Source organism: Arsenicibacter sp. R0_47, from assembly GCF_057652235.1.
In genome coordinates this window covers 416302-437965 of sequence record NZ_JBYFCJ010000001.1, presented here as the reverse complement: position 1 = coordinate 437965, position 21664 = coordinate 416302, and the positions used below count along the sequence as shown (strand labels likewise).

Sequence of the window (21664 nt, the reverse complement as noted above, 5' to 3'; positions counted from 1 at the left end):
TGTTCTTCTGTGCGCTATGTGCCTGTGTGGTAAAATTCTTTCGCGGTAAAAATCTTTTCTCAGAACTGCATACCGACGTTGATGCCGGGCCACATCCGGACACGGGTGCGGTTGTCAACCAGCTGATCGTATATGGTCCGGTTTGACCATTTCGGGCCGATGGCGGTACGCTCGCGGTTCTCCTGTTGTGACACCTGCACGTTGAATGTCGGGGTAACGGTAATGGCTACACGTTTGTAAACAGGCACAATAAAACTCACCCGTGCCTGATTCAGCATATTCAGTTTATCCCAGCTCGTCGCCTCCTCGTGAATCTGGTACGACATGGCTTCTACACTCAGTTGCAGGCGTTTGCCCAGCGGCATGTTTGTACCGATCCCGTAGCCATAGCCCCAGCGGGTGTATGTGCCCGCCGACGGCCAGTTGGCCCCTACGGCGAATATGTTGTAAAACTGACGGTTGCCACCCATTTTGAGCGCCACATTGCCCAGCAGCACATCACTGGCCCATACCTCAAGGCGCCGGTAACCGCCCGTCCGCGCCAGGCTGATGAGGCCGATCTGTGGCCCGTCGATGTTATCAGCTACGTTGATCAGCCCGATCTGTGAGCCTTTTACGTGTTTCGCCGCGTTGATAATACCCGCAATCTGAACACCTGTCACATCGCGGCCAACGTTTACGATACCGGCAATCTGCGCACCCTGTACGCGGCCACCAGCCAGATTACTGATACCGGCGATCTGCGTCCCCTTTACTGATTGACGCACTACGTTGCTGATACCCGCAAACTGCGCGCCATATACCGGCCCGCCCACCACGTTGGCAATGCCCGCAAACTGCGCCCCGTCGACCTCATGGCCCACGGCATTGACAATACCGGCAAACTGCACACCGGCCACATAATCCTTTTCCACATTGACCAGCCCGCTGAACTCGGCTCCGTCAAGGGCGGCGGCGTAGCTCCCGAGTGCATTCAGCGACAGCCGGTTGCTGACCTTGCCGGCGTCCAGACCATTGGTGCTGATGGGTGAAACAAATCCGATCTGCACGGCACGTTTCGGGTAGCGGCCCTGCCGGTCCTGTGCGAGCTGCTCACGCTGCGCATCCGGCGACTGCGCATGCACGATGGATGATACTAAACATAACGACGTAAAAAATGAGACGATCCGGTTCATGGTATTTGTGTTTTTGCTGTTAAGCGGGGAGCATCCAAAGATGCCGTTTTCAACTGCTTCGGTACCATGACCACCCAACCGGCACATCCCCCTATGACCATCCCTGATTTTTTCGCAATGCCTGCTTCTGCCGGTCATTTCCCCAATCAGTAAATCCGTACCGGTCCGGCGCTTTATCGTGTGCAACGTTCCGCAATTCGTCTATGAACCGTTTTTTTCTTATTCTGGGCCTTCTGTTCACCAGCCTGACGGCTTCGCGCGCCCAGCAGTCCGGCAACATTTCTGATCTTGCCTTTATCGAAGGCCACTGGCAGGGCACCCACAACGGCGGACCTATCGAAGCCGTATGGTCGGCCCCCGCGGGTGATAACATGATCGGATTTATCCGCATGATGAAAGACAGCAAAATTACGCTGTATGAACTCTTCGGCATCGAACAAACCGAACAGGGGCCGGTGGTGCGGGTGCGCCACTTCAAACCCGGCCTGATTGCCCAGGAAGACAAGGACAAGCCTGATCATTACACCTTTGTCGGAGCCTCAAAAGGCCGTGCTATCTTCGAGAAAACCGGCGATGCCCTGCGCGTGCTGTACGAAAAACGTGCCGCCGACCAGTTCGTCATTGCCCTTGGCCGCCAGCAGGATGGCAAATGGGTGTTCAAGGATTTGTTTACGTTTAACCGGGTGAAGTAGGCTCGCCTGCCGTGCGTCGACAAACATCGTTTCATGCCGTAGAGATAATAAAAAAACACGGCAAACGCTTCCTCAGACAACCTGACAACAAATGATTGGTCTATCGGGCTGTCTGACAACCAATTGCAGAAGTAATGTCTCTATTTCCGTTTTTGCGGTCCAATCAATACCAAAGAAAACTATAAATAGACATGAAACAGATACGTTTCTTGCCCGAATACTGTTGTTCGCCAATCTGGTTTAAGGACCAGGAGGACGCCAGAAGTATATTTGAGAATACGGACATTGTTACATTACCCGTCAGTGATGAGTTAAAAATCAAAATAGCAGAGTTGGATAGTATCTTTCAATCAACCTTTAATGAGGCTTATCCTCCCGAAATCAAGCAATTACCTGATCATAAGCAATTATTATTTTTAAGGGGTATTCCTGAAGTAGTCAAAGCGCTTTCGGAGGAATTACCCTCTGATTATGAAGTACTATTCGATCAAAACCACTGGCAGGAACTACAAAAGCTTTTAAAAAAAGGGACGCACTATGAATTGTAATGCCCTTACAGGGCTGTTTACTGTGAGAGGGCGGGACATCGATGGCTACCGACGCTGCGCTGTGGCGCTCCTACGGAGCTTTTATAGCCGTCCCGAAAGGAAATTATTAATCGACGTAGCGTCGGTATACATCCCCAAACACCGTTTCCCCTTGTCCCGTCAGGGACAATACAGCGCAGCGTCGGTAGACAGCACAAAACACCGTTCCCCCCTTGTCCCGTCAGGGACAACACAGCGCAGCGTCGCTAGCACGCACGTCCGCCCGTGAGGTTCCCAACCACCGTTTCGTGCCGTAGGTACGACACAGGATTTGTAATGCCCCTACAGGGCGGTTGGTCGGGTAGATACATCGATGGCTACCGACGCTGCGCTGTGGCGCTCCTACGGAGCGTTTATAGCCGTCCCGAAAGGCACGGGAATAATCAATTGGTTTGCGCCTACCCCAATACACCGTTTCCCATTTGTCCCGTCAGGGACAACACAGCGCAGCGTCGGTAGACACCCAAAACACCGTTTCCAGTTTGTCCCGTCAGGGACAACACAGCACCGCGTCGGTAGCACGTCCGCCCGCGATGTTCCCAACCACCGTTTCGTGCCGTAGGTACGACACAGGATTTTGCCACCATGCCATAGCAAAGGCGCATACGCTCGGTTTTCGGGGCATTTAAAAACCTTAGAGCCAGCCACAGGCTTTACCGGAAAACTATCCGGGCTATGCAACACAATGAACCCGACCGGGATAACAACGCCGGACAGGAAGCACGCCGTGACTTTCTGAAGCAATCAACCCTGCTGACCGCTTTATCGCTGACGCCTTCGGTGGTGGTGCAGGCAGCCGAAAAGCATCTTGACGAAAAAGCCGCCGCCTATTTCGAGCAGGTAACGCTTAAACTGACAATCAACGGAAAACCGTATACGCTGTCGGTTGAACCACGGGTAACGCTGCTCGATCTGCTGCGCGAACGCCTTAACCTCACCGGCACTAAAAAAGGCTGCGACTACGGCCAGTGCGGGGCTTGTACCGTTCATATCGACGGCCGGCGCACGCTGTCGTGCCTGACGTTTGCCGTCATGCACGAAGGACAAGCCGTTACGACAATCGAAGGCCTCGCCGAAGCCGGGCCGCAAGGCAAACTGCATCCGGTGCAGGAGGCCTTTATCCGGCACGACGGGTTTCAGTGCGGCTACTGTACGCCCGGCCAGATTATGTCGGCCATCGGCTGCCTCCGCGAAGACCGCGCCAACTCACCCGACGAAATCCGGGAGTACATGAGCGGCAACCTCTGCCGGTGCGGGGCCTATAATAACATTGTCGATGCCATCGCCGAAGTGAAGAAAGGAGGGCAAAAGGTATGATTAACTTCCAGTACCTGCGGGCCTCATCGCCCAAAAGTGCCATCGACAGGGTACGGACCGACCCGTCAGCGCAGTTTATTGCCGGCGGCACCAACCTCATCGATCTGATGAAACGCGGCGTCATGGCCCCGCCAAAGCTGGTCGATATCAATAACCTGCCCCTGCGCGACATTACCGACGCGGGGAAAGCCATCCGCATCGGGGCGCTGGCCCTCAACAGCACCGTGGCCGATCATACGCTCGTGCTGAAAAAACACCCCTTACTGGCACAGGCGCTGAACGCCGGGGCCTCGGCTCAGATCCGGAACATGGCAACGGTCGGCGGTAACATGATGCAGCGCACGCGGTGCCCATATTTCTACGATCCGTCGCTGCCCTGTAACAAACGGACGCCGGGCAGCGGATGCGGGGCCGTCGCCGGTATCAACCGCATGCACGCCATTTTCGGACTGGAACCCGTACCCGACCAGCATGTGTGCATTGCCGTTCATCCGAGTGATATGTGCGTAGCCCTTGCGGCGCTGGATGCCACGGTTGAACTCTCGGGACCGGACGGCGACCGGACCATTCCCTTTACGGGTTTTCACCGGTTACCGGGCAGTAATCCGCAGCAGGACAACACGCTCCGGCACGGTGAGCTGATTACCGCACTCCGGTTGCCGGATAACGGGTTTGCGGCACACAGCCACTACCTCAAAATCCGCGACCGCGCGTCATATGCCTTCGCTTTGATTTCGGTAGCCGCCGCGCTTGACCTGAAGGGTAAAACCATTCAGCAGGCACGTCTGGCGATGGGTGGAGTGGCCCACAAACCGTGGCGGCTGACCGAAGCAGAGCAGGTACTGATTGGCAAACCGGCTACCGAAGCGACGTTCCGCGAAGCGGCGCAGGTGGCCATGCGTGGTGCACGGGCCTTTGAGCACAATACCTATAAGCTGAAGCTGGCCCCCGCCGCTATTGTTGAGGCGCTGACCAGAGCAGCCGGTTAACACCCCACCCCTAACCCCTCCCCTCAAAATGAGGAGAGGGGAACTGACACTCTTTCGCTCTTTCACCCTTTCACTCTTTAAGACTTATGATCGGTGATCCAATGAGCCGCGTTGACGGGCGGCTGAAAGTTACAGGCGGCGCGACATATGCTGCTGACAATCAACTGACCGGACTCGTGTATGGCGTACTGGTAACGAGTACCATTGCCAAAGGCCGGATCAAGGCCATTGACACGCGCGCGGCAAAAAAAGCACCGGGCGTACTGGAGGTCATGACGCACCAGAATGCGCCGAAGGTGCCGGGCTATGAGGCAAAACCCGCAGGGCAGGCGCGTGTCGAAGGGCAGGAGTTCAGGGTGTTTTATACTGACGAAATCCTGTTTAATAACCAGCCGGTGGCGCTGGTGCTGGCCGATACGTTTGAACGGGCCAACCATGCGGCATCGCTCGTTACGGTGCAGTATGCAAAGGCCCCGCACCAAACGGCGCTCCGGCCTAACCTGACCAAAGGCACTACCCCCAAACGCGCAGACGACTACCTGCGCGGACAGGCCAACGCCTATACAACTGCCCCCGTGCGTGTGGAGCAGGAGTACACAACGCCCATCAACGTCCATAACCCGATGGAGCCTCATGCCGCAACGGCCGTCTGGAAGGATGCCGATAACGTGACGGTTTACAACAAAACGCAGGCCGTGAAGATCGCACAGCAGGACATCATGAAGGCGTTCAACCTGAAAGAAGAAAACGTACGGATTCATTCGCCGTTTGTGGGCGGGGCCTTTGGCAGTTCGTCGAGGGTGTGGCCGCAGGAAATGGCAGCCATTCTGGGCGCAAAAAAAGTAGGCCGGCCAGTCAAGGTAGTGCTGCGGCGCGATCAGGTATTTAACATGGTTGGCTACCGGCCCGAATCCATCCAGAAAGTGGGCATCGGTGCCAGTCCGGACGGTAAGCTGGTGGGCCTGACACACGAAGCCTATGGCCTGACATCCAGCTATGAACAGTTTACCGAACGCATTGTCGATCCGTCGAAATCGCTCTACAGCTGCCCGAATCTGAACACGACGTACAAACTCGTTCCCCTCGACCTGAGCACGCCCTGCTGGACCCGTGGCCCTGGCGAATCGAGCGGGTCGTTTGCTCTGGAGTCCGCGATGGATGAACTGGCCTATGCCCTTGGTATGGACCCCGTCGCCCTGCGGCTGGCTAATTTTGCTGAAAATGACCCTGAAAATCAGCATCCCTGGACCAGTAACCAGTTGCGGGCCTGCTACGAACGCGGGGCGCAGCAATTTAACTGGGCCCGCCGGACACCTGCTCCCGGCTCCATGCGCGACGGTGACTGGCTCGTCGGGCTGGGCATGAGTGCGGGGATTTACAAAGCCGGCCGTTCACCGGCCACGGCACGGGCCACGCTCCTGGCCGATGGCTCGCTGCTGGTCCAGAGCGCCACAGCCGACGTTGGACCGGGCACCTATACCATCATGACCCAGATTGCGGCCGATGTGATGTCGATGGATGCCGCCCATGTCCGGTTCGAACTGGGCGACTCGGCCTTGCCGCCCGCTCCGGGTCAGTTCGGATCACATACAACCACCTCGGTCGGGTCGGCGGTGTACGATGTGTGCAAAGCGCTCCGGCAAAAAGTACTGGAACTGGCCGGCGGACAAGCCATTACGACCCGCGACGGCTACATAGAGCTGCTCCGGCAAAAAGGCCTGCCGCAACTGTCGGTAACCAAAGAATCGAAAGGAGGAAATGAAGAAAAAACGCACTCCGGCAAGTCGTTTTGCGCCAATTTTGTAGAAGTACGCGTACATCCGCTGACGGGTCAGGTACGGGTTGTTAAAGTCGTGTCGGCGCTGGATGTCGGCAAAGTGATCAATGCCAAAACCGCCCGCAGTCAGGTGCTCGGGTCGGTAGTGTGGGGACTTGGCATGGCACTGATGGAAGAAGGGCAGATCGACCACCGCTTCGGCCGGTACGTCAACAAGGATCTGGCCGATTACCACCTGCCGGTCTTCGCCGACGTACCCGACATTGATGTGATCCTGATTGACCAGCCCGACACCATTCTTGACCCGATCGGTGCAAAAGGCATCGGCGAAATCGGCATGATCGGATTTGCAGCAGCGGTGGCCAATGCGGTCTATCATGCCACCGGCAAACGCATCCGGAATCTGCCCATTACACCGGACAAGCTGATGGCATAAGGAGAATATGCGCTATATTTAGCCGTAAAACCACTTCGCTCAGCGGCACGTATGGCAGCTTTCTCCTTTCCGGTTTTCCGGCATTTGTCTTTTCTGAGTTTTTTACTGGCATTGCCGTTTACCGGCCAACCGCAGGGCACGCGGGCCGATTACCAGCGGGCCGAAGCCCTGAACGGGGCGTTTCAGAACAAGGTCTACCATGCCCCCGACAAGGTGCAGTGGCAGGGCCACACGTTCTGGTACCTGAAAACGACAGCCAACGGCAAGGAATTTATCAAGGTCGATGCCGATAAGCGCGAAAAAAGTCCGGCCTTTGACCAGACACGGCTGGCAGCCTCCCTCAGCCGCCTGACCGGACAACCGGCCGCGCCCTATCAGCTGCCGTTCAGTGAGATTACGCTGCTGCCCGGCGAGGTGTCCTTCAAAATCAGGGATTCTACGTTTGTCTGCCCGCTCGACAGTTACCAGTGCCGGCTACAGGAGGTTGCGTCGCCGGCCGGCCCGAACCGGTACTGGGGCAGCCAGAACGACGAACGCGACGGCCGGCCGGTGCCTTCGCCGGACGGGGCCTACGTAGCCTTTATCAAAAACCACAACGTGTATATCCGGCCGGTCCGCAAGCCAGGCGACGAAATTCCGCTGAGCTTCGACGGGTCGGAAGGAGACTACTATTCGGCGCGGATTGTCTGGTCGCCGGACAGTAAAAAGCTGGCCGTGAACAAGGTACGTGCCAATGCTCCGCACTTGATCTACCTCATCGAATCATCGCCGACAGACCAGCTACAACCGAAACTGCACTCCCGCCCCTACCTGAAACCGGGCGATGCCCTGCCCCAGCGGACGCCTACCCTGTTTGTCATTGACACCCGGCAGCAACTGCCGGTACCGGCCGCACTCATTGCCGGGCAGTATAACGTAACGACGCCGCAGTGGCGCAGAGACAGCCGTGCGTTTACGTTTGAGTATAACCAGCGGGGTCATCAGCGCTACACCGTTTTTGAGATGCGTACCGACGGCACAACAACGCCGCTGATCGACGAAACCAGTAAGACCTTTATTCATTACAGCGGTAAGTATTTCCGGTATGATCCGGCCGATGGCCGCGAACTGATCTGGGCTTCCGAACGGGACGGCTGGAACCACCTCTACCTGTACGACGGCAACGGCAAGGTTAAAAACCAGATCACCAAAGGCGACTGGGTGGTCCGGCGGGTGGTGTCAGTTGACGAGGCCCGACGCACGATTCTGTTTGAGGGCAGTGGCCGGGAAGCCGGACAGGACCCGTATTTTATTCAGCTGTACCGCATTAATTTCGACGGCACCGGCCTGACCGCCCTGACGCAGGGCAACGGCAACCACCGCACTTATTTTTCCGATGATTATCAATACGTTACCGACTGCTACTCACGGGTTGATGAACCGCAGGTAACGGTGCTGCGCGAGGCGGCAACGGGCAAGGTGCTGATGGACGTCGAAAAGGCTGATATCGCCCCGCTGCTGGCGACGGGCTGGAAGCGGCCGGAAGTCTTCACGGCAAAAGGGCGCGACGGCAAAACCGACATTTGGGGCATCATCGTGCGTCCGTCGAATTTTGATCCGGCCAAAAAATACCCCGTCATCGAATACATTTATGCCGGCCCGCACGATTCATTTGTCCCCAAAAACTTCGTTACCGATTCGCGCGGATCGCTGCACGAAATGGCGGAGCTGGGCTTTATTGTGGTGCAGTGCGACGGCATGGGTACGTCTAACCGCTCGAAAGCCTTCCACGACGTTTGCTGGCAGAACCTGAAAGACAGCGGTTTCCCCGACCGCATGGCCTGGATGAAGGCAGCAGCACAGCAGTATCCGTACATGGATCTGAGCCGCGTAGGGATCTGGGGCAATTCGGCGGGCGGGCAGAGTTCGGCGGGAGCATTGCTGCATTATCCTGATTTTTATAAAGTTGCCGTCTCGTCGTCGGGTTGCCACGACAACCGGATGGACAAAATCTGGTGGAACGAGCAGTGGATGGGCTACCCCATCGGCGCGCACTATGCCGCGTCGTCGAACGTAACCCATGCCGCCAACCTAAAAGGAAAGCTGCTCCTGATTCTGGGCGAACTGGACGATAACGTAGACCCGTCCTCGACCTACCAGCTGATCAACGCCCTGATCAAAGCCAACAAAAACTTTGATTTTCTGTTTGTCCCGGGCATGAACCATTCTCTCGGCGGCGACTACGGCGAGCACAAACGCCGCGATTTTTTCGTCAAACACCTCCTTGGCATCGACCCGCCGGCCTGGAACTGGACACCGGCTATTACGGTGCCGAAGCCGTGAGGGGGCGGGGACATCGATGGGGCCTACCGACGCTGCGCTGTGGCGCTCCTACGGAGCGAGCGGTACACCATAAATCGTCGTAATCCCCTTGTTGTCACGTCAGGGACACAACAGCATAGCGTCGGTAGCACGTCGGCAACAAATCATCACCAATCCCTTGTCCCGTCAGGGACACAACAGCGCAGCGTCGGTAGCACGCCGGCAACAAATCATCACCAATCCCCTTCGTCCCGTCAGGGACAATACAGCGCAGCGTCGGTAGCACGTCGGTAGCCAACGCGAACGGGATTTGCACCAGCGATTTCGTGTCGTAGGCACGACACATATGCCGGTAATGCCATACAGCGCGGAGCCTTCCTCTATTGGCTACCGTCACTGCGAAATGACAGTCATATAAAGCGATCTTGCAGACACATCAAAGAAGATGAGTAACTTCAGTGATATGGAAAAATTTAATACCCTATCAATCAGAGCCAGAGTGGCATATGGAATTTTGTGTCTGGAATCCTTTATAAATCATTTAGGTTACAATGCAGACAAATGGCTGATCATTACAGATGAGCTATGGAAATTCACTAATTCAAACCCCGGCATATGGCATGAGTATATGTCCGAAATGACGCCATTTGCAATCAATGAAAATATTCCTTTCGAATCGAAAGGTTGTGACCATATAAATAAAGGCAAACATGACCTACTACAACAACTTTATCAGTATGCCGACAATGACTTGCTTACAACTATAGATCTTATTTTTAACATTGGTACACGAGATTTATATTCATCTGTTACTAACGGTTCTCCAGACACCATCAACTACCTGAAAGAAATTATTAGGATAATAAATTTTCATACTATATCCCTGCCTGACATAGCACTCGTAAGAAGATTTACAATCACTGATAATGAAGGTTGGGGAAAAGAATTTAGCAGAAACGATCTTTCCGAATAAAAAATCTGGCTTTCTCTCAACTTATAAGATATGCTTTATGCTAGCAAACCCGCTCTGACAGCGTCGTTATCCCCTTCGTCCCGTCAGGGACACAACAGCGCAGCGTCGGTAGCACGTCGGTAGCCAACGCCAACGGGATTTGCCCCAGCGATTTCGTGCCGTAGGTACGACACATATGCCGGGAATTCCCCTACAGGGCGGTTGGGGGACGGGATAACCCTTTTGCTACCGACGCGGCGCTGTGACGCTCCTACGGCGCATTCTTATGATCGTACCCGTGAGCTATACATGCCGTTTAAAACATACCCCTAATTCCCCCTCATTTTTGCCCGCGCTGCGCCGGTATTTTCACCGCCCCCCTATCTTTGCTACAAAACGCACGTACCCTCTGCTAAACACATGAAAACTACCTTGCTCGTTGTCGGGCTGCTCATTACGCTGTTACCGGTCTTTGGCCAGATTACTCCCTTACAATCCAACATTGAACAGGTCATTACCCGGAAAAAGGCAACGGTAAGTGTGGGCATCTATGACATCGGCAGCCGGCAATCGCTCTACATCAATGGCGACAAGTACGCGCCGATGCAGAGCGTTTACAAGTTTCATGTTGCGCTGGCGGTGCTGAGCGAAGTCGATAAGGGTAGGTTCCGGCTCACGCAGAAAATGCGTATCCGGAAAAGCGACCTTGTACCCGATCTGTACAGCCCTATCGGCGAGGCATATCCGAACGGCGTAGAGCTGCCGTTGTCGGAGATTATCCGGTACATGGTGGCCGAAAGCGACGGCAGCGCCTGTGATTACCTCTTCCGGCTCCTCGGCGGACCAAAACAGGTTGACGCCTTCATTCACCGCCTCGGCGTCCGCGACGTAGCCATCAGAGCTACGGAAGAAACAATGCAGGCAAAGGGCAACTGGGATATTCAGTATACCAACCGGACCACGCAGAAGGCCATGATCAGCCTGTTGAAACTGTTTTACGATAAAAAAATCCTTGCACCAGCCAGCCACAAGTTTCTGTGGGATGTAATGGTCAGCACCATTACAGGCCCTGACCGCCTCAAAAAACGGCTGCCGGCCGGTACGGTCGTCGCCCACAAGACGGGGACCTCGGGAACAAATAAGGATGGTATGATGGGCGCGGTCAACGACGCCGGATTTATTACGCTGCCCAACGGCAAACACCTCATCATCAGCGTATTCGTCACCAATTCAACCGAAGGAGCCGAAGCCAACGAACGGATCATCGCCGACATTGCGAAGCTGGCCTATGATCATTTTGCCAAAGCAAAGTGATTACGCAGCGCCATACTGCCTGCCATCAGCCACTTATATGATCCTCATTAGTAATTGATTATCAAATCAAACGCACAGGTATCTTTGCGCCATAGCTACCTATAACCGCGTAGTTTCGTCAAAGGCTAACTACCATGCGCACGTTTCCGAAAGCCGGCCGCATCATAGCACTCATTCTGCTGTTTCTGACTGGTATAAACGCCGTCATCGCCGGTTATCTGTTCGTTATTGACCCAAGCGGCGGGCAAATGGGTATGTCGGGGGCGTACCTTGTCCATTCACCGTTTTCGTCGTATCTCATCCCCGGCCTTACACTCTTTTTTGTTAATGGCGTGTTCAACTTGGTTACGGGAATACTCACGCTGCGACACTACCGGTTGGCCCCGTCGCTGGTGTTTATACAAGGCATTTTACTGACCGGCTGGATCGGTGTACAGGTGGCCATGGTACGCGATGTTAATGCCCTTCACTTTATCATGACGGCCATCGGAATATTGCTGATGGTGTGCGGGTGGCAGATGAATACGCAAAAAAGAATGCCCGACGCAAAAGGGCCGGGCATTAAAGGCTTGTTCAAGTGAATATTTATATGTTCGCTCAAAGAAACTATCTATTTACTTAGCGGCAAACGCCACCACATGACCGTACCTAATATTAACCAAACTTTAATGGTTTTATAAACACCATACCAATAGTAGTTACAAATAATCACATTTAAGCTATTTCTTTCCCACCAAAGTAACCATAACGCTGCCTGCCCGGCATTTTTACTTTTCGCCCTGAAACTGACTTCCCTTTTGGCGGCCGCCGGATAAAGTGTAAACGTATGCCGACAAAACGGCGCACAGGTCATCAACGGCGGCCGGCAGCAACCGCTGAAAGAGTACGAAAAGCAGGACTGTCCCTAAAAACCGCTGAAAATACCGCACGATCAGGGATTCATACCGCGAACTGTCAGCCGGCAGTGACCAACTTTGCCACCGTAAGCCAGGGGATTTAGCCCTTACCGCATTCTCAAACCAATAAACGCCAAAGTTATGCCTACGTTAAAACTGAAAGACGGTACTGAACTGTATTACAAAGACTGGGGAACCGGTCAACCGATTGTATTTCATCACGGATGGCCACTGTCAAGCGATGACTGGGACACTCAGCTGATGTTTTTCCTGCAACACGGCTACCGGGTAATCGCCCATGACCGCCGTGGCCACGGACGCTCTACGCAAACTACGGACGGACATGACATTGATACCTACGCAGCCGACTCGGCCGAGCTGGTGGAGTTTCTGGATCTGAAAGATGCCATCCATATCGGTCACTCTACGGGTGGTGGTGTCGTGGCACGGTATACGGCTAAATATGGTCAGGGACGGGTTGCGAAAGCGGTACTCATCAGTGCGGTAACGCCGTTGATGGTACAGAACGACAGCAACCCCGACGGCGTTCCAATGGCCATTTTTGATGACATCCGCGAAAACACCGCTACCCGGCGTCAGCAGTATTTTCACGAGTTCACGATCCCGTTCTACGGCTACAACCGGCCGGGTGCTACCGAATTGCCCGGCGTTCGGAACAACTGGTGGCGGCAGGGTATGATGGGTGGTATAAATGCGCATTACTACGGCATCAAAGCCTTCTCGGAAACAGACTTTACGGAAGACCTGAAAAGTATAACAGTACCCGTACTGGTTCTGCACGGCGAAGACGATCAGATTGTGCCGATTGACATCACGGCCCGCAAAGCGATCAAGCTGCTTCAGCACGGCAGCCTGATTACCTACCCTGGTTTCCCGCACGGCATGCCAACCACCGAAGCGGCTACGATCAACGCCGACCTGCTGAAGTTTATTCAGTCAGCATAACCCGTCTTTATACAACAACAGCCTCCGCCCGACAACAGATTGTTGTCGGGCGGAGGCGTTTTAACCCACTCCGGAAAAACGCCTGTACAGCAGAACAAATACCTTGTTTATCGGAAATATATCGGCTTATGGGCTGTCAATGTGCTATGTTCGGCTATCCTTTTATTTACACCCATAGCCTTATGATACATTCACTGACAGGTATTATCCACGTAAGTTTTGCCGTAATTGCCATGGTAGCAGGCGGTATGGTCGTTGCACTCCCTAAGAGAGGCCTGATGCACCGGCGTATTGGTTATGTGTATGTCATCAGTATGCTGCTCACCAACGGCAGCGCGTTCCTGATCTACCATTTATTCGGCCGTTTCGGCCCGTTCCATGCCCTCGCTATTTTCAGCACTATTACCATTATTGGCGGTTTTGTGCCGGCACTTTTCCGTAAACAGGTGAAGAACTGGCTGCACTGGCATTATTATTTTATGAACTGGTCAGTGGTCGGGTTGTATGCCGCCTTCTGGGCCGAACTGACCACACGAACCTTACCAATGGGCCGTTTCTGGATACTTGTCTTTATCGCAACAGCCATCACCACCGGAATCGGGTCATTCTTTATCCGGAAACATGCCAAACGGCTGATCGGGTCGTAAGGCAACCCAAGGCAGCAGTACGATTGTTCCGCAGGTGTCAGGCCGATACCAACACATCCCGTTAAATCAGGTCATCGATCGTGCAAGTACTTTTTGTATACATTTACACAAAAATAATAAACACATCATGTCCTTTATGTACCGCTTTATTGGCTACGCCCTGCTTTTACTGGCATTCTCCTGCCAGAAATCCGACCAGGATACGATCTCTCCTGACTATCCGGACTGGTACACTGTCAAAGCGCCCATAGACGAAGAAATCTTTGGGGTATGGGGTGACTACAATAAAACACTGCTGATTTCGACCATTACCTCTGTTTTCCGGTCGACAGATCAGGGAAAGAACTGGCAGAAGGTAACGCAGCCTACGGCATCCGTCTTTGGGTTTCTGATGTACCGGGACACGCTGTTTGCGTTTGACGGACTAATTACGCGAAATGGACTGGCACAGTCGATGACCAATGCAAGCAAATTCAGCACCGACGACGGGTTAACCTGGCAGCTCTATCGCCGGTACAACCGAGACCTGAATGCATTTGAAAATACAGACGATTCACCGCTTGCCATCAGTCCGGTCAAATCCGCGTCCGGAGAAGTGTATGCCATCAACCGGGTGTATCTGGATCCACCGACGCAGTCAACCCGTCGTTTTGAAACTCCGGGCATTATCACTCAAACCAACCGGCGTATTGACTTGCCTCAGCTGCATCAGATCCGGGGCCTTTATCTGGATGCGCAACAACGGTTATACATTGCCGGTACCGATGCTGTCTGTGGCAGGGGACATTCCGGCGAAAACTTTTTTTTCTGTAACAGCAAGTCGGGCCGGGGCGTAGTCTATATCTCAAAACGCCCGCAACCCTGATAAATCCTGCTGCTGAACAATCCGGAAGCGGCCTGTGCCTTATTTCGGGAAATATACCCGGACATCCGGATGCATCGAATAGAGCCGGTACTTACTGCCGTCGCTGACCAGAATACCGCTCGACGCATTGTTGCCCATAATCGGGTTGCCGGGGTATTTTTTCCAGTGCACCAGGTCGCTTGAAACCGCCACATTCACCGACCATTCGCGCCAGTCCTTAAACGCGCTGGCGTGGTAATACGCATAGTAGCGGCCTTTGTGGCGTACGATCTGGTTCATCGCCACGGCAAAGCGGTCGTAGTCGTCCGGCCCTTTGTCAAGAACCGGTTCATCCTGTACGTTGGTCCATGTTTTCAGGTCCGTTGACGTGGCCAGCCAGACCGCTTCGTCCTTGCGTTCGTAGAACAGATACCAGCGTTTTCCCTCTTTCCAGAGCGTTGGGGTACCATACGGGCCTTTGCTGAGCGGTTGCCCGTTTTTGTAGCGGATGTCAATCGCCCCCTGATCCTGCCAGTGAATCCGGTCGGCAGAGGTGAGCAGATGCGCAATATCGTCGCGGCTTTCAGCAGCCATGTAATACGTGTTACCATCTTTCAGGACACACATGTCCTCCACCCAAAGCCCCTGATGAATCGGATTGGCCGGATACCGGGTCCAGTGCAGGCCATCGGCCGAGGTGGCGTAGCCCAACAGTTTGGTTTTGTCCTCACCGGCTTTCCGGTAACCCGTATACCACATGTGGTATGTGTTGCCTTCATGCAGGATATACCCCCGCTCACGGATCGTCTGGTCCCAGGTTGTTGGTTCGCCAGTACCCGTAAACACCGGATTACCGGCATAAGGGGTAAAGGATACCAGTCCGGCCGGAAATTCAGCGTCGGCCGGCGCAACGACAGGCGTACGGAACGCACCGGCAACCAGGCACAGGGCCGACACCAGCAGAATCGGAAGTTTCATAACGATTATCTCCGGAACAGGTTAGTATTCAGTTTCCGGACAAGATAACCATATTACGCTACAGTACTGCTGAAAGGCTATTTTTTCAGGTTAATAACCATGTCCTTATCGTTCGTATCCGAGACCTTGATTGAGATCTGGCCGTTACCGCCCTTGCCGAAGTTGTCCCCGCTTTTCATCAGGTTTACCTGCCCGTTGCCGGCATCCGTTACGGATACACCGCTCACGTTCCCCTGCAGGAAATCCCCGTTATCTTTTGTGGTAATGTTCAGGTCGATACCCACCGACGTTTCTGACTCCCGAACCACTGTCAGGCCACCTTTCAGGTTGGTCTGTACGGCCGGATACGTTTTACCATCCGTTTCGATACTGGCGATGGTATACGATCCTGTAACCCGCGCCGACAGCTCCGGTGATGGTTCAATTTCTTTTTTACAGCCGGTCAGGGCCGCGATGCATAAAACTGCCATGACGGCAGTGCGGGCAAAAGAAGACGTTTTCATGTGCTTGTAGTTGTTGTTTGCTGGTACAAAGCTGGCACACAGCATCCAACTCACGAAGCACGTTTTCCGCCAACTGGCAAAAGCACCGGCTGAGGTGTTGTTTTGTCCTGTTTAACCGGATCGGGCGTATTTGTTTATATTTGCCTTATGTCAACTCGCCGTTCGTTCCTCAAACTTGCCTCACTGGCTCCTGCACTCAGCCTGCCAGCCTTGTCTGCTGATTCTCTGAAACCCGGCCGCCTGAAGCCGGGCGACACCATCGGCCTGTTCTGTCCGGCGGCTCCGGCCTACAGCCGCGAAGAAGTACAGGTTGCCATTGAATCGTTGCAGGCACTGGGGTTCAAAACGCGGCTGGGGGCTCATTTCTACGAACGGTACGGGTATCTGGCGGGCCGCGATGCCGACCGCGCCGCCGACCTGAACGCCTTTTTCGCCGACCCCGACATCAAGGGTGTTGTCGCCATGCACGGCGGCTGGGGGTGTGCCCGTCTGTTGCCCCTCCTCGACTATGCTGCTATCCGGCGCAACCCGAAACCGCTTATCGGCTACAGCGATATTACGGCCCTGTTGCTGGCCATTTACGCGAAAACCGGCCTCATTACCTTTCACGGGCCGGTCGGCTCGGCCACCTGGAACGCCTATACCGTCGGCTGGTTCCGGCGCGTACTGATGGATGGCGAGGCGGTAACGATGCAGAATCCGGCCGAAAAGGGCGATAACCTGACGCAGGTAGCCGACCGCATTACCACCCTGACCACCGGTACGGCGCGTGGCCGGCTGCTGGGCGGTAACCTCACCGTGCTGAGTCACCTGATCGGCTCCTCATACCTCCCCGACTGGAAAAACAGCATTCTGTTTATTGAAGATGTCGGCGAAGACGTTTACCGCATGGACCGTATGCTGACCCAGCTGAAGCTATCCGGGATTCTGGATCAGATCAGCGGTTTTGTGTTCGGTAAGTGTACCAAATGCGATCCAGGCAGCGGCGGCTACGGCTCGCTGACGATGGAAGACATTTTTGCCGACCACATTACCCCGCTTGGCAAACCGGCTTTCACCGGTGCCATGATCGGGCATATTAAAGATAAATTCACGGTTCCGGTAGGGCTGGAAGCCGAAATTGATGCCGGCAAAGGCACTATCCGGCTGCTCGAACCGGCGGTACGCTAGGCGATGCTACTGGCGGATCAGGGAAATTTCGGTCAGTTGCAGGCCCCGTTCACCGGCTTTGCAGTTCCACTCAAATACTACTTTCCCGTTTTTAATGGCCCCCGCCGGAACAGCAAACTCGTAGACCGGCTGAACACCGGCTTTCAGGTAGTCATGGATCAGGACATTATCCGACGTTTTCATGCGGATAGACGACTTGAACCGGCCGGTATACACCACCCGTACCCTGTAGGTAGCCAACGGATCCAGCTGATCGTAGGCCACCCGCAACACGTTTTCGTACAGCACCTCCATCTGGGTGTACCAGGCTTTCGGCGCAATGGGCACCGGCGTCGTCATGCCGGGAAACGCACGGTAATAGTCCTTACCCGGCAGCGTAACGGTATAGCTTACCCGCGGTGATTGCAGGCTGCCGGGGTCTTTTTCGCGGCTCATGCGGCCAGCCACACGGCTCCGGCTCAGCGTACTGCTGAAGTGATCATACAGACCGCCTTCTCCCGGATACGTCCGCAGGAGCAACTGCCCGAGGGCTTTGCCGGCTTCAGCTTCTGTCATACCCGCCAGTTTTTCCAGCTCATAGGTCAGCCAGGGTGCATCGTTGAGCGGATAGCCGAGATTATCGATAAAATTGCCACGCCCCGGCATGGCGCCGTGTTTGTCTACGGTCAGCTGCGCGCCGATGCTCCGGTACAGCGAATCGGCCAGGGCCAGACACCGGGCTTTCAGCGGTGCCGCCACCGGCTCCTCCCAGGCTTTCCGCAGAATGGCCAGCGCTTTTTGCGCACGGCTCTTTGCGGTCTCCGCCGGTGCGGTCAGGGCGGCATAGGCCTGTCGTTCGAGAGCGGTTTCGTAGAGGCCCCGTTCACGGATATACGCATCAAAATACGCCCGGATCAACCCCATCTGAAAACGCGGATTCGCCAGCAATTGCGGCGGGGCACGCCGTTCCATCTCCTGCCAGCGCACGAGGGTACGGTCAATCTGTTCCGCCGCCGGCACAGGGCCTTTGACATTCTGCTCCAGGGCGGCGAGGGCCAGCGCCCCCTCATCGGCCAGATCAGCCCCCAGAAACAGACGGCTGTAGTCCTTCAGCGTTTCGCGCACATCGGTGCCCGGCTGCCAGTCCTGATCGCTCCAGATAAACTTATTCACATCATCGTTTGTACCTTCCGAATAACTGATGCTGCCGATGCAGTAGGGTGCTACGGCGTTGTGAAACAGCTTCTGGTCATTCGGCCGGGGGTTGATGGCTTCGCGGCCCAGCGTCATCGCCCACATCGGATCCCAGTCTGGCTCAGGATACTGACAGGCAATGGAGTGGGTAATATCGGGGTAATTCCGGATCGGGATAGCGGGTTTCACGATCTTCCGGATCTGCTCGACGGGCACCTTCACCCAAGGCCCGAATACAATCCCGCCCAGCCACGGATAACCGCTGTTGACGTGTTTAAAAAACGCATCAAACCACACTTTTTCCGGTTTGAACGACTGAGGCGATACCCAGATTTTTGCGTTCGGGTGGTATTTTTTCAGCACCACGGCTACCTTTCCGAGCCATGTAAACAGCTCGTCGGGTTCGAGTTCGCCGGGATCACCGCCGGGCACAAAAACGGCGTCAATTTTCGGGACCGTCCGGAACACCTGCTCCCTGGCCAGCAACTCCCGTTTTACCTTGGCAGGATCCGAAAAATCCTTGCCGATGTTCGGATACCACATCCAGCAATCCAGTCCGTATTTCATACAGATCCGGGACTGTGCCGTAACCATTTCCATGGCCGGCAGTTTCATGTGGCGGCTCGTCGAATCATCGTCTGTTCCCGACGGCATAATTTCGATGCTGTTGGCCCCAAACAGCGCCAGCTCACGGATGTACTGATCAAACCCCGCCACCGTAAAGGCATCGTACGAATTCGTTTTTGGCCGGTAGCCCAGCTGATGCCCCCGCACCCTGTATTTCGGGCTCGACGACAGGGTAAGCGCCTCCGCAAGCACCATGCGGCCACCGGTCATGGCGGATTTCCGCAGCAACCGCCCGATCCCGTACAACAGGCCACGGGCATCTTTTCCCTCAATGATCACAACCGCTTCATTCGCCAGTGTGGCAATCCGGAACCCTTCCGCTGCCGGTGCCGGCAATGCGTCCAGTGCCCTGCGCAGTGCTGCCGGTACCTGAAGCCGCCTTTGTTCCAGTACCAGAACAATCTTTGGCCCCGGGCGGCTGTCAACCCCGGCCGATACCGGTAAGGCAATACCGGTCCGGCGGGCAACCTCCTCCTGCAGGACAGTTATAGATTGGGTAATCTGTGGTTCATTACCGGCCACATTGCAGATGCCGGCGCGGGAAAGATCAACCTGCGCCGACACCTTACCGGCATTAAACAGCAGATAGCAAACGAATACAAGGGAAAAGGTTCTCATCGGGGTTTCTCCGGCTTAATTGGTTAATTCCAGGGCTTTCCGGTGCCCTGTATCACCCACATTTTGGCATATGGGTGGTCTTTACTCTGACCGGCCGGAATATAATTGGTTGCGCCCAGCCGTTCTACAGCAGCATTATAATTGGTCAGGTACGACGGATCCTGATTCGGGACCGGATACATGTACCGGACCGGCAGCGCCTTGCCATACTGGGCCACTTCGCCGGCTTTCAGGGCCGGATAGCCCGTCCGCCGCCAGTCGAACCACGACTGAATACCAAACCACGACGACAGCCATTTCTGCTCCAGAATCCGCTCCTGCTTGTTGGTAGCCGATGCGTAGGCAACCGATGGCTGGGCATAGTATTTCTCAAAATCATACGATATGGTAAAGACACCGGCCTTGTCCATCGACGCACGAATAGCTTTTTTGTAATGTCCCTCGGCATCGGTAGCCCCGAAAGTGCCCGCCAGCGCTGCTTCGGCGAGGATAAACTCAACTTCGCTGTAGGTCATCAGGTTCATCGGCACATAGGTATCCGTATTTTTCCGGTAGCGCTCGTGCAGAAACGAAATGTACGGATTCCGTTCGTTATTGTAGGCCGTGGCGTCGTTGCCTTTGTTATAGGAAATGGCCTGGGTAATCGGCAGACCGATCGGTAACCCGACATAGAGCGACGTATCGGCACTGGCCGTCGTGGCAGGTACATACACAACCGAATAGCTTTCGCCGTACATATTTTTCACCGTCACGGTGGTTTCTTTGGTCACTTTCGCATCCCATTTCCGCAGCACCGGCTGCACCCACCGTTGCAGGCGCGGATCATTCAGCGTAATCAGTTTATCGACAAACGGTTTTCCAGGCTTCAGCAGGTAATTGGGGTTGGGCGAATTGAGTGGTCCGCCCGCTGCCGAATTGTCGGCGCTGATCCCCGGAAACAGCATGGACGCATCGTCGGCATTGCTGGTAAAGGCATCGGCCGCCGCTTCCGTAAACTCGGCCTGAATGTTCACGTCCAGCGCTGACATCTCCGACCGCTTATCGGCCAGCCGCAGGGCATACCGCAACCGGAGCGAGTTGGCAAACTTCCGCCATTTGGCCCCGTCGCCCTTGTACAGAATGTCGGAGGTACTGTTTACAGCATCTTTGGTTTCCAGACTGTTCAGCAGCGTTACAGCCTGTTTCAGGTCGGCGAGCACGCCCTTGTAAACAGTCTGCTGCTCATCGTATTTCGGAAAAAACAGACCCGACGACGCATTGAGCGCCTGCGAATACGGGATATTGCCGTACAGGTCTGTCAGCAGGCCGTATACCAGTGCCCGCATGGTGAGGGCGATTCCCTGAAAAAGCCGGTTGTTTTCCTTAACCCCTTTTTCGTAGATCAGCTGGTTGTTGCGGAGAATATCGTAGTAGGTATCCCAATTCTCCTGCGTCCAAGCATACTGGTTAATGACGGCGGCTCCTTCGTTGGTACCTGCCTGCATATACTGCATAGCCGCGCCGATTTTTGACCCGTCCCGCCCCAGGCTGAAGAATGCCTTACCGGTATTGGAAAGTACATAGGTCATGATGTAATTCGACGATACCTGTTCGGGACTGTTCGGGTTTTTGTCGATCTGCGTCAGGTCCTGACACGAAAAAAGCAGACAGCCGGTCAGAAAAACAGAGGCCAGTGATTTAATTCCTGTGAATGTCATGAGTG

General features: G+C 54.8%; 18 protein-coding genes. 13 read left to right on the top strand and 5 right to left on the bottom strand.

The genetic code is table 11. From position 1 onward, the window contains the following. Positions 1–59 precede the first annotated feature (59 nt). Positions 60–1175, bottom strand: a complete 1116-nt coding sequence (locus AC23NW_RS01810; protein ID WP_487447316.1) for a hypothetical protein — start codon at positions 1173–1175, stop codon at positions 60–62. Between the two features lie 203 nt (positions 1176–1378). On the opposite strand from AC23NW_RS01810, the gene AC23NW_RS01805 reads away from it, so the two are divergent. The 12 genes from AC23NW_RS01805 (at position 1379) to AC23NW_RS01750 (ending at position 14914) form a co-directional block, all read left to right on the top strand. Beyond that, complete coding sequence (locus AC23NW_RS01805) at positions 1379–1867, top strand: DUF6265 family protein (protein ID WP_487447314.1); 489 nt, start codon at positions 1379–1381, stop codon at positions 1865–1867. Positions 1868–2058: 191 nt separating this feature from the next. Further along, positions 2059–2415, top strand: a complete 357-nt coding sequence (locus AC23NW_RS01800) for a hypothetical protein (RefSeq protein ID WP_487447313.1) — start codon at positions 2059–2061, stop codon at positions 2413–2415. 714 nt (positions 2416–3129) lie between these two features. Further along, positions 3130–3771: a (2Fe-2S)-binding protein gene (locus AC23NW_RS01795; protein WP_487447311.1), complete on the top strand. Its 642-nt coding sequence runs from the start codon at positions 3130–3132 to the stop codon at positions 3769–3771. Beyond that, the gene (locus AC23NW_RS01790) at positions 3768–4760 is read left to right on the top strand and encodes an FAD binding domain-containing protein (RefSeq protein ID WP_487447310.1); all 993 of its coding nucleotides are present in this window, start codon (positions 3768–3770) and stop codon (positions 4758–4760) included. Before AC23NW_RS01795 ends, AC23NW_RS01790 begins: the two co-directional genes overlap by 4 nt. Before the next feature lie 86 nt (positions 4761–4846). Further along, entirely contained in the window at positions 4847–6973 is a 2127-nt protein-coding gene (locus AC23NW_RS01785; protein ID WP_487447309.1) for a xanthine dehydrogenase family protein molybdopterin-binding subunit, read from the top strand. A 51-nt stretch (positions 6974–7024) separates the two neighbouring features. After that, a complete protein-coding gene (locus AC23NW_RS01780; protein WP_487447307.1) occupies positions 7025–9295 on the top strand; it encodes a S9 family peptidase in 2271 nt (756 codons plus the stop codon). A gap of 442 nt (positions 9296–9737) precedes the next feature. Next, positions 9738–10247 (top strand): hypothetical protein, encoded by a 510-nt coding sequence (locus AC23NW_RS01775; protein ID WP_487447306.1) that lies wholly within the window; start codon positions 9738–9740, stop codon positions 10245–10247. Between the two features lie 399 nt (positions 10248–10646). Beyond that, positions 10647–11540 (top strand): class A beta-lactamase, subclass A2, encoded by an 894-nt coding sequence (bla, locus tag AC23NW_RS01770; protein WP_487447304.1) that lies wholly within the window; start codon positions 10647–10649, stop codon positions 11538–11540. A gap of 134 nt (positions 11541–11674) precedes the next feature. After that, entirely contained in the window at positions 11675–12121 is a 447-nt protein-coding gene (locus AC23NW_RS01765) for a hypothetical protein (RefSeq protein ID WP_487447302.1), read from the top strand. A gap of 456 nt (positions 12122–12577) precedes the next feature. Beyond that, positions 12578–13402, top strand: a complete 825-nt coding sequence (locus AC23NW_RS01760) for an alpha/beta fold hydrolase (RefSeq protein WP_293836751.1) — start codon at positions 12578–12580, stop codon at positions 13400–13402. A gap of 182 nt (positions 13403–13584) precedes the next feature. Then, entirely contained in the window at positions 13585–14049 is a 465-nt protein-coding gene (locus AC23NW_RS01755; protein ID WP_487447300.1) for a DUF2306 domain-containing protein, read from the top strand. A gap of 136 nt (positions 14050–14185) precedes the next feature. Next, the gene (locus AC23NW_RS01750) at positions 14186–14914 is read left to right on the top strand and encodes a beta propeller repeat protein (protein WP_487447299.1); all 729 of its coding nucleotides are present in this window, start codon (positions 14186–14188) and stop codon (positions 14912–14914) included. Positions 14915–14953: 39 nt separating this feature from the next. Here AC23NW_RS01750 and AC23NW_RS01745 read toward each other — a convergent pair whose 3' ends face one another. Together AC23NW_RS01745 and AC23NW_RS01740 are read right to left on the bottom strand one after the other, a co-directional pair. Further along, positions 14954–15871 carry a glycoside hydrolase family protein gene (locus tag AC23NW_RS01745; protein WP_487447298.1) on the bottom strand — a complete coding sequence of 306 codons (918 nt, stop codon included), beginning with the start codon at positions 15869–15871 and terminating at the stop codon, positions 14954–14956. Between the two features lie 77 nt (positions 15872–15948). Then, positions 15949–16374, bottom strand: a complete 426-nt coding sequence (locus tag AC23NW_RS01740; protein WP_293836759.1) for a hypothetical protein — start codon at positions 16372–16374, stop codon at positions 15949–15951. A gap of 147 nt (positions 16375–16521) precedes the next feature. Between AC23NW_RS01740 and AC23NW_RS01735 the strand changes: the two genes are divergently transcribed. Next, the gene (locus tag AC23NW_RS01735) at positions 16522–17544 is read left to right on the top strand and encodes a S66 peptidase family protein (protein WP_293836760.1); all 1023 of its coding nucleotides are present in this window, start codon (positions 16522–16524) and stop codon (positions 17542–17544) included. 6 nt (positions 17545–17550) lie between these two features. Here AC23NW_RS01735 and AC23NW_RS01730 read toward each other — a convergent pair whose 3' ends face one another. Together AC23NW_RS01730 and AC23NW_RS01725 are read right to left on the bottom strand one after the other, a co-directional pair. Beyond that, the gene (locus tag AC23NW_RS01730) at positions 17551–19962 is read right to left on the bottom strand and encodes a hypothetical protein (RefSeq protein ID WP_487447296.1); all 2412 of its coding nucleotides are present in this window, start codon (positions 19960–19962) and stop codon (positions 17551–17553) included. A gap of 23 nt (positions 19963–19985) precedes the next feature. Next, positions 19986–21659 carry a SusD/RagB family nutrient-binding outer membrane lipoprotein gene (locus AC23NW_RS01725; protein ID WP_487447294.1) on the bottom strand — a complete coding sequence of 558 codons (1674 nt, stop codon included), beginning with the start codon at positions 21657–21659 and terminating at the stop codon, positions 19986–19988. Positions 21660–21664 lie beyond the last annotated feature (5 nt).

Excerpts from the sequence above, each read along its gene's own strand:
- AC23NW_RS01760 (WP_293836751.1), top strand. The coding sequence starts at position 12,578 with ATGCCTACGTTAAAACTGAAAGACGGTACTGAACTGTATTACAAAGAC.
- AC23NW_RS01730 (WP_487447296.1), bottom strand. The coding sequence starts at position 19,962 with ATGAGAACCTTTTCCCTTGTATTCGTTTGCTATCTGCTGTTTAATGCC.
- AC23NW_RS01795 (WP_487447311.1), top strand. The coding sequence starts at position 3,130 with ATGCAACACAATGAACCCGACCGGGATAACAACGCCGGACAGGAAGCA.
- AC23NW_RS01725 (WP_487447294.1), bottom strand. The coding sequence starts at position 21,659 with ATGACATTCACAGGAATTAAATCACTGGCCTCTGTTTTTCTGACCGGC.
- AC23NW_RS01775 (WP_487447306.1), top strand. The coding sequence starts at position 9,738 with ATGGAAAAATTTAATACCCTATCAATCAGAGCCAGAGTGGCATATGGA.
- AC23NW_RS01800 (WP_487447313.1), top strand. The coding sequence starts at position 2,059 with ATGAAACAGATACGTTTCTTGCCCGAATACTGTTGTTCGCCAATCTGG.
- AC23NW_RS01745 (WP_487447298.1), bottom strand. The coding sequence starts at position 15,871 with ATGAAACTTCCGATTCTGCTGGTGTCGGCCCTGTGCCTGGTTGCCGGT.
- AC23NW_RS01750 (WP_487447299.1), top strand. The coding sequence starts at position 14,186 with ATGTACCGCTTTATTGGCTACGCCCTGCTTTTACTGGCATTCTCCTGC.
- AC23NW_RS01735 (WP_293836760.1), top strand. The coding sequence starts at position 16,522 with ATGTCAACTCGCCGTTCGTTCCTCAAACTTGCCTCACTGGCTCCTGCA.
- AC23NW_RS01755 (WP_487447300.1), top strand. The coding sequence starts at position 13,585 with ATGATACATTCACTGACAGGTATTATCCACGTAAGTTTTGCCGTAATT.
- AC23NW_RS01810 (WP_487447316.1), bottom strand. The coding sequence starts at position 1,175 with ATGAACCGGATCGTCTCATTTTTTACGTCGTTATGTTTAGTATCATCC.
- AC23NW_RS01785 (WP_487447309.1), top strand. The coding sequence starts at position 4,847 with ATGATCGGTGATCCAATGAGCCGCGTTGACGGGCGGCTGAAAGTTACA.
- AC23NW_RS01780 (WP_487447307.1), top strand. The coding sequence starts at position 7,025 with ATGGCAGCTTTCTCCTTTCCGGTTTTCCGGCATTTGTCTTTTCTGAGT.
- AC23NW_RS01805 (WP_487447314.1), top strand. The coding sequence starts at position 1,379 with ATGAACCGTTTTTTTCTTATTCTGGGCCTTCTGTTCACCAGCCTGACG.
- bla (WP_487447304.1), top strand. The coding sequence starts at position 10,647 with ATGAAAACTACCTTGCTCGTTGTCGGGCTGCTCATTACGCTGTTACCG.
- AC23NW_RS01765 (WP_487447302.1), top strand. The coding sequence starts at position 11,675 with ATGCGCACGTTTCCGAAAGCCGGCCGCATCATAGCACTCATTCTGCTG.
- AC23NW_RS01740 (WP_293836759.1), bottom strand. The coding sequence starts at position 16,374 with ATGAAAACGTCTTCTTTTGCCCGCACTGCCGTCATGGCAGTTTTATGC.
- AC23NW_RS01790 (WP_487447310.1), top strand. The coding sequence starts at position 3,768 with ATGATTAACTTCCAGTACCTGCGGGCCTCATCGCCCAAAAGTGCCATC.